This window comes from Actinomycetes bacterium (genome assembly GCA_036000965.1).
Taxonomy (GTDB): Bacteria; Actinomycetota; CALGFH01; order CALGFH01; family CALGFH01; genus DASYUT01.
The window spans coordinates 1-5,906 of record DASYUT010000176.1 but is presented as its reverse complement, the minus strand read 5'-3'; the positions used below and the strand labels follow the sequence as shown (position 1 = coordinate 5,906).

Below are 5,906 nucleotides of genomic sequence, written 5' to 3'. Positions count from 1 at the left end.
GGGTCGGCCGGGGTGAGGTCGGTGGCCGCAGGGTCAGCGAGCCGGCGGCGCACAGCCGCCAGCCACACCAGCGCCCAGTCGGCGGCGCTGGCCTGGACGACAAAGTTGCGGGTGAACCGCCCTCGGTCCCGGGCGGCCCGGCGGGCGCGCGCGCCCGCCTCGGCGTCCGGCTCAGGCCCGCCGGTCCCGGCGGTCGCGCGCAGCCAGCCGGCCGTCGCCGGCGGGCAGGTCCGGCCCAGCCGCGACCGCACCAGCCGGCCCTCCTCGCCGGCCCGGGCGGCCGCCTCGACGTAGCCGACGGCGGCCGGGAACCGCCGCCGCAGCACCGCCAGCAGCTGCCCTGCGTCGCCCCCGTAGATCGCGGCGAGCAGGGCGGTCTTGGCCCGCGCCCGGTCACCGCCGAACCCGTCGGCGGCCAGGGCGGCGTACAGGTCGCCGCCGGCAGCGGCCCGGGCGAGCCCGTGGTCGTCGGAGAGCGCGGCCAGCACCCTGGGCTCCAGCTGGCTGGCGTCGGCGACCACCAACGTCCAGCCCGGGTCGGCGACCACCGCCCGGCGCACCGCGTGGGGGATCTGCAGCGCGCCGCCGCCGCGGGTCGCCCAGCGGCCCGACACCACCCCACCCGGGAGGTACTCGGGCCGGAACCGCCCCGCCCGCACCCACGTGTCCAGCCACGACCAGCCGTACACCGCGTGCAGCCGCGACAGCTCTTTGTAGGCCAGCAGCAGCGGCACGGCCGGGTGGTCCACCCCGCGCAGGACATGGGATCGGGTGGACGGCAGCGGCGTCCCGGCGGCGGCGAACGCGCGTAGGACCTGGGCCGGGGAGTCGGGGTTGACACGCTGGCCACCCAGGGCGGCGTCGATCTGTTCGGTCAGGTCGCGCAGGCGCTGCGGCATCGCCCCGGCGACCGGCCTGGGCCCGAGCAGCTGGGTGAGGACCACGTCATGCACGTCTGGTCGCCATGGCAGCCCGGCCTGGGCCATCTCGGCGGCTGCCAGGGCCCCGGCCGACTCGGCGGCGACCAGCAGGCCGAGCCGGTCGGGATGCTCGGCCTGACCCAGCCGCTGCTGCTGGGCGGCGTGCACGGCCACGACCGTCTCCAGCAGACCGGCGCCGTCGGGCAGGCCAAGGTGATCCTGCTCAAACAGCGACGGCTGACCGGCTCGCGGCCCTCGCGACGGGTCGTCGGGCACCGGCAGGCCCCGCAGCCGGGCCCAGGCCGCGGCCAGCGAGCGGGGCTGGCCCCAGCGGCCCTCGACGGCGAGCAGGATCGCCTCGGTGAGGGCCAGGTCGTGGCAGCGGGCGACCCGCACCCCGGCCCGCAGCAGGGCCGGACAGACCTCGCTGGTGGCCGCCCACACCCACCGCGGCCGCCCGGCCCGCTCCCCCACCGCCGCGGCGACGTCCCGGACCGGCTCGACCGGGCCGGTCGGCGAACCGTCCTCCGCGACAGCCTGGAGCAGCCCCCCGCCCTCCCGGTCCATCACCACGACCGTCCGCATCCGGCAAGTCTGCCCACCAACACCGACAGCCACCCAACCGCCTCGGCGACACGTCGGCGGCGTGGAAGCTGAACCCACTCGGCCGGTCGCTCGCCACCCCCTTGCCTGCGACCGTGACGGTCGGCTCGTCGGTGGTGAGTTCACCAGCCGCCAGCTTCAGGAGATCAGCCGGTAGAAGCGCCAGTAGTCCGTCTGGATCGGGAGGATCTCGACCTCACCGAAGCCGGCCGCCATGGCGTAGCGGCGAAGCGTCCGGGGACGCATCACCGCGCCGGTGGCCGCGGTCTGTGGGTCCCCCATCGCGCTGGGCAGGCACGACACCACGCTCCAGCCGTAGGCGTAGCGATCCGTCTCCGGGGCAGGGGCGACGAACTCGTCCTCGACCAGCTCGTCGGCCACCACCACCGACCCTCCCGCGACGAGCATCCCGTGCGCTGCCCGCAGGGCGTCGACCGGACGCGACAGGTCGTGGAGGCCCTCGAAGATCGTCACCAGATCGTACCGGCCGGAGACAGTCTGGTCCGAGGCGTCGGCGACGGCGAACCGCACCCGGTCGGCCACGCCGACGTCCTGGGCGTGCTGACGGGCCGCGGCGACGACATCCTGGTCGAGGTCGAAGCCATCCACGGTGATCCTGGGATACGCCTGGGCCATGGCGATGCTCGACCAGCCGGTGCCGCACGCGATGTCGGCGACCCGCGCCGGCGGTTCGCCGCGGAGCCGCCGGTCGACCGCCGGGATCGCGGGGAGCCACTGCCTGCCCAGCAGGTTGAGGAAGAGCGCGCGGTTGAACTCCGCCCTGCCCTCTGGCGCCCACGGCAGCGGCGGTGGCGCGTCGCCGGTCCGGAAGGCGTCCAGCAACTGCGGGAGCGGCCGGCCGGCCCGCACGATGTCCACGCCCTTGTACGCCTCGTAGCGGACGTCGTCCGGGTCGGCGAGGACCGGGACGTGCTCCGGCGGCAGCCGGTAGCGGCGAGCCAGCGGGCCAGCTCCCGGCTCGTCGACCGTAAGGAGCCCGCTGCTGGCGTGGTGCTCGAGCCACTCCCTGATGTACCGCTCGGCCGTGCCGGTGCGCTCCGCCAGCTCCGACGAGGTGGCCGGGCCGCACGCGGCGAGCGCCCGGTACAGGCCGAGCCGTTCCCCGAGGTAGATGGTGTAGAGCTCCAGCGCCCCCAGGGCGTCCCGGAACAGCCGTTCTGCCAGCGCGCTCGTCGGGTCGGTCCGAGCGTTCCGCTTTTCCATGTCCATCGCGCTGCGATCCTACCCACACCCGCCCGGGCGCGGAAGCGCCGTCCGGAACTGCGACCGGTTGGCCAGGATCCAGTCCGGGATCACGCTGGTCCGCACAGGGTGGCTGCCGTTCAGGCATCCGGAGGCGCGCTGCTTGGCGCATCATGGCGGCGATGGCGCGATGGGCGACTGACGCTGCCGGCCTGGCGCGCGTCCAGGAGGAGCTGGCTCGGGCGGCCCCGCCGGCTTGGGCGCCACCGTCTGGGCGGCTTGTGGTGGGCGGCTGCTACGCCTGTTTTGCCAGGGGCGTGACCGGGGCGGGCGCCGCGGGCGACCCGGGCGTGGCCGGCGCGGCCGTCACCCGCGGCCGCCGGCTGCTCGCGTCGGCCACCGCCGCCGGCCCGGCCGGGGCTTCCTATCAGGCCGCCCTGCTCGCCTTGCGCGAGGGGGCGCTGCTGGAGGCTGCCGTCCGCGCCCTGCCGCTGCGGCCGGACGTGCTGCTGGTCAACGCGACCGGCCGCGACCACCCCCGCCGGGCAGGGCTCGCCCTCCACCTCGGCGCCGTGCTCGACCTGCCCACCGTCGGGGTGACTGACCGGCCGCTGCTCGCCGAAGGCGGCCTGCCGCCGGACACTGGCCGGGCGACCGCGCCGCTGCTCCTGGATGGCGAGCCGGTCGGCTGCTGGCTGCGGACCCGGCAGGGGGTGCGGCCCGTGGCCGTCCACGCCGCCTGGCGGACGGACGTGGAGACGGCGGTCGCGGTCGTGCTGGCCGCGACGCGCCGCCCCGCCCGCACCCCGGAGCCGCTCCGCCGCGCCCGCACCGCCGCCCGCGTCGCCCGGGCGGCCAGTTAGAGGCTTGGGGGACCGGGATCGACCAGATCGGGATCGACAAGATGTTGTCGTTGGGTGCCAGGCCCGTGGCGTCTACGCTACGGTCAGGCCGGTCGGGGAGGCCGACGCGTCGGCGTTGCCGCCGTCTGGGCCACGAAGCACAGATCCGGGAGGCAGGTGTGCCGATATTCCGAGAGCGTCGAGACCGGCAGATGAGCGAGGCGGCGCACAATGCGGGCGTCGAGCGGGACCTCATCGCGATGGTCGCCGATCTGTTCAGCCAGGGCAGGACTCCCGCGCAGGACGAGCGCGACGCCGCCGCGAAGCGGTTGCGGAGCCTCCTGTTCGGCAACAAGCAGCTCAACCCCGCCGAGCGCATGGGCATCGAGGGGCGGGTGTGGAGGCACTTCCGCAACGGCAGCCCCGAGCGTGACTACCTCAACGAGATCGGCTTCCTGAGCTGGAACTGACACCGCGTCCCGTGAGCCACACGACGCGCACGCTTCGACGGCCGACCGCCGACCCGCCACGGCGGTCGACGTCGATCCGCTACCAGCGGTCCCAGTGGACCATCGTGTCGAGCGCGTGGCGAGCGCCGGGCTTGAAGTCGGTGCCGATCGTGTAGGCGACCGGGATGAGGGCCGTCTGCATGACCGCGTCGTAGGGGATGGCGAGGATCTCGGCGGCCTCACGCTCGTGCCGCAAATGGAAGGTCGTCCAGGCGGTCCCGAGACCGCGTTCGCGGGCGGCGAGCATGAAGCTCCACGCCGCCGGGATGATCGACGCCCATCGCGACGCCTGCACCACCACCGGCGACCCGTCGGTCCTGCCTTCCACGCACGGGATGACGTGGACCGGCACCTCGTGGATGTGCTCGGCCAGGCGCCCGACGGCATCGCCGATCCGCGCCACGATCGGGTCGGCGGCAGCAGCAGCGGCGCGCCGCTGGAGGTACGGACCGGCGACCCTGCGCCACAGCTCGCCGAGCGCCGCCCGCTGGTCCGCGTCGGTGACGACGACGAAGTGCCAGTTCTGCGCGTAGCTGGAGGTCGGCGCCTGCTGCGCCAGCCGCAGGCACTCCTCCAGCACCTCGCGCTCGACCGGTCGAGTCAGGTCCAGTCGCTTGCGGACCGCCCGCGTGGTCGACAGCAGCTCGTCGGGAGTCAGGTTGAGCATCATGGCCGATAGCATCGCACGACCCGTCGGCAAGGGCGCCGCCTCGGCGTGGCCCATCGACGACGCGGGCGATCGTCGCGCACCCTCGGGAGGGAAAGATCATGGTGGTACGAGCGGTCGTCTTCGACATCGGCGGGGTGCTCGAGATCACGCCTTCGCTGGGTGTGCCGGAGAAGTGGGAGCGGAAGCTCGGGCTGCAACCAGGGGAGCTTGGCGAGCGGACGCACAGGGTGTGGGAGGTCGGCGCCATCGGGACGATCTCGGAAGACGACGTGCAACGGAGCATCGGCGAGCTTCTCGGGCTGGACGAGGCGCAGGTGGACGCGTTCATGGAGGACATCTGGACGGAGTACCTCGGCACGCTCAACGTCGAGCTGACCGAGTACTTCCGCGGTCTGCGTCCGCGGTACCGGACCGCCATCCTCAGCAACAGCTTCGTCGGTGCTCGCAGCAGGGAGCGGGAGCGCTACCACTTCGACGAGATGACCGACCTCATCGTCTACTCGCACGAGGTCGGAATGTCCAAGCCCGATCGGCGCATCTACGAGCTGACCTGCGAGCGTCTCGGCGTGCGGCCAGAGGAGATGATCTTCCTCGACGACACCGAGTGGGCCGTCGACGGCGCGCGAGCGATCGGTATCCAGGCGGTCCTGTTCGAGGACAACGCGCAGACCATCGCAGAGATCGAGGCCCGCCTGCGCGAGCCTGCCGCCCCACCGTCGTGACGTAGCGGTAGTTTGTTCGGTTAGGTTGGCTTGCGGGGATGAGTGGGTTGAGGAACAACGTCCGGTCCTGCCGTGTGAGTTCATGGTCCCCCAACGGCATGCCAAGACGTTCGTAAGCGAACTTGCCGGCCCGTTGACCGGGACGGTGCAACACGCTGGAATCGCCATGTTCGAGAAGCAACAGACTGACCTGTTGCTCGGCGACCCGGGGCCCTTCGCGACTCCTCAGCGTGTCGGGTCCAGCACGGCGACGTCTGGTAGTCGATCGAAGCCGGCGGCGTCGGAGCTGACAACGGTGCGTCCAGCGGCGGTGGCGGTCGCGGCGATGATCAGGTCATGGGCGCCGCGCGGCATGCCGGTCCGGCGCACGTGCGCAAGCAGTCGGGCATGTGCACGTGCGACGTCGAGGTCGTACTCCTCGACCGGGATGGTCGCCA

At 73.3% G+C, this 5,906-nt stretch carries 7 protein-coding genes; 3 read left to right on the top strand and 4 right to left on the bottom strand.

Going from position 1 to position 5,906, the window contains the following annotated elements:
* On the bottom strand, nucleotides 1–1,505 hold a 1,505-nt coding region (locus VG276_15945; protein HEV8650844.1), incomplete at its 3' end, for a bifunctional 3'-5' exonuclease/DNA polymerase.
* A 156-nt stretch (nucleotides 1,506–1,661) separates the two neighbouring features.
* On the bottom strand, nucleotides 1,662–2,753 hold the full coding sequence (locus VG276_15940) for a class I SAM-dependent methyltransferase (protein ID HEV8650843.1): 1,092 nt from the start codon (nucleotides 2,751–2,753) through the stop codon (nucleotides 1,662–1,664).
* Between the two features lie 155 nt (nucleotides 2,754–2,908).
* Between VG276_15940 and VG276_15935 the strand changes: the two genes are divergently transcribed.
* Nucleotides 2,909–3,589, top strand: a complete 681-nt coding sequence (locus VG276_15935) for an endonuclease V (GenBank protein ID HEV8650842.1) — start codon at nucleotides 2,909–2,911, stop codon at nucleotides 3,587–3,589.
* A 191-nt stretch (nucleotides 3,590–3,780) separates the two neighbouring features.
* Complete coding sequence (locus VG276_15930; GenBank protein ID HEV8650841.1) at nucleotides 3,781–4,038, top strand: hypothetical protein; 258 nt, start codon at nucleotides 3,781–3,783, stop codon at nucleotides 4,036–4,038.
* 79 nt (nucleotides 4,039–4,117) lie between these two features.
* Here the strand turns inward: VG276_15930 and VG276_15925 are convergent, their stop codons facing one another.
* Nucleotides 4,118–4,747, bottom strand: a complete 630-nt coding sequence (locus tag VG276_15925; protein HEV8650840.1) for a nitroreductase family protein — start codon at nucleotides 4,745–4,747, stop codon at nucleotides 4,118–4,120.
* Nucleotides 4,748–4,845: 98 nt separating this feature from the next.
* Here VG276_15925 and VG276_15920 point away from each other — a divergent pair, with 98 nt between their 5' ends.
* The gene (locus VG276_15920; GenBank protein HEV8650839.1) at nucleotides 4,846–5,469 is read left to right on the top strand and encodes an HAD family phosphatase; all 624 of its coding nucleotides are present in this window, start codon (nucleotides 4,846–4,848) and stop codon (nucleotides 5,467–5,469) included.
* Nucleotides 5,470–5,694: 225 nt separating this feature from the next.
* Here VG276_15920 and VG276_15915 read toward each other — a convergent pair.
* On the bottom strand, nucleotides 5,695–5,906 hold a 212-nt coding region (locus VG276_15915), incomplete at its 5' end, for a VapC toxin family PIN domain ribonuclease (protein HEV8650838.1).

Coding starts and splice junctions, on each gene's coding strand:
- VG276_15940 (HEV8650843.1), bottom strand. CDS start 2,753: ATGGACATGGAAAAGCGGAACGCTCGGACCGACCCGACGAGCGCGCTG.
- VG276_15935 (HEV8650842.1), top strand. CDS start 2,909: ATGGCGCGATGGGCGACTGACGCTGCCGGCCTGGCGCGCGTCCAGGAG.
- VG276_15930 (HEV8650841.1), top strand. CDS start 3,781: ATGAGCGAGGCGGCGCACAATGCGGGCGTCGAGCGGGACCTCATCGCG.
- VG276_15925 (HEV8650840.1), bottom strand. CDS start 4,747: ATGATGCTCAACCTGACTCCCGACGAGCTGCTGTCGACCACGCGGGCG.
- VG276_15920 (HEV8650839.1), top strand. CDS start 4,846: ATGGTGGTACGAGCGGTCGTCTTCGACATCGGCGGGGTGCTCGAGATC.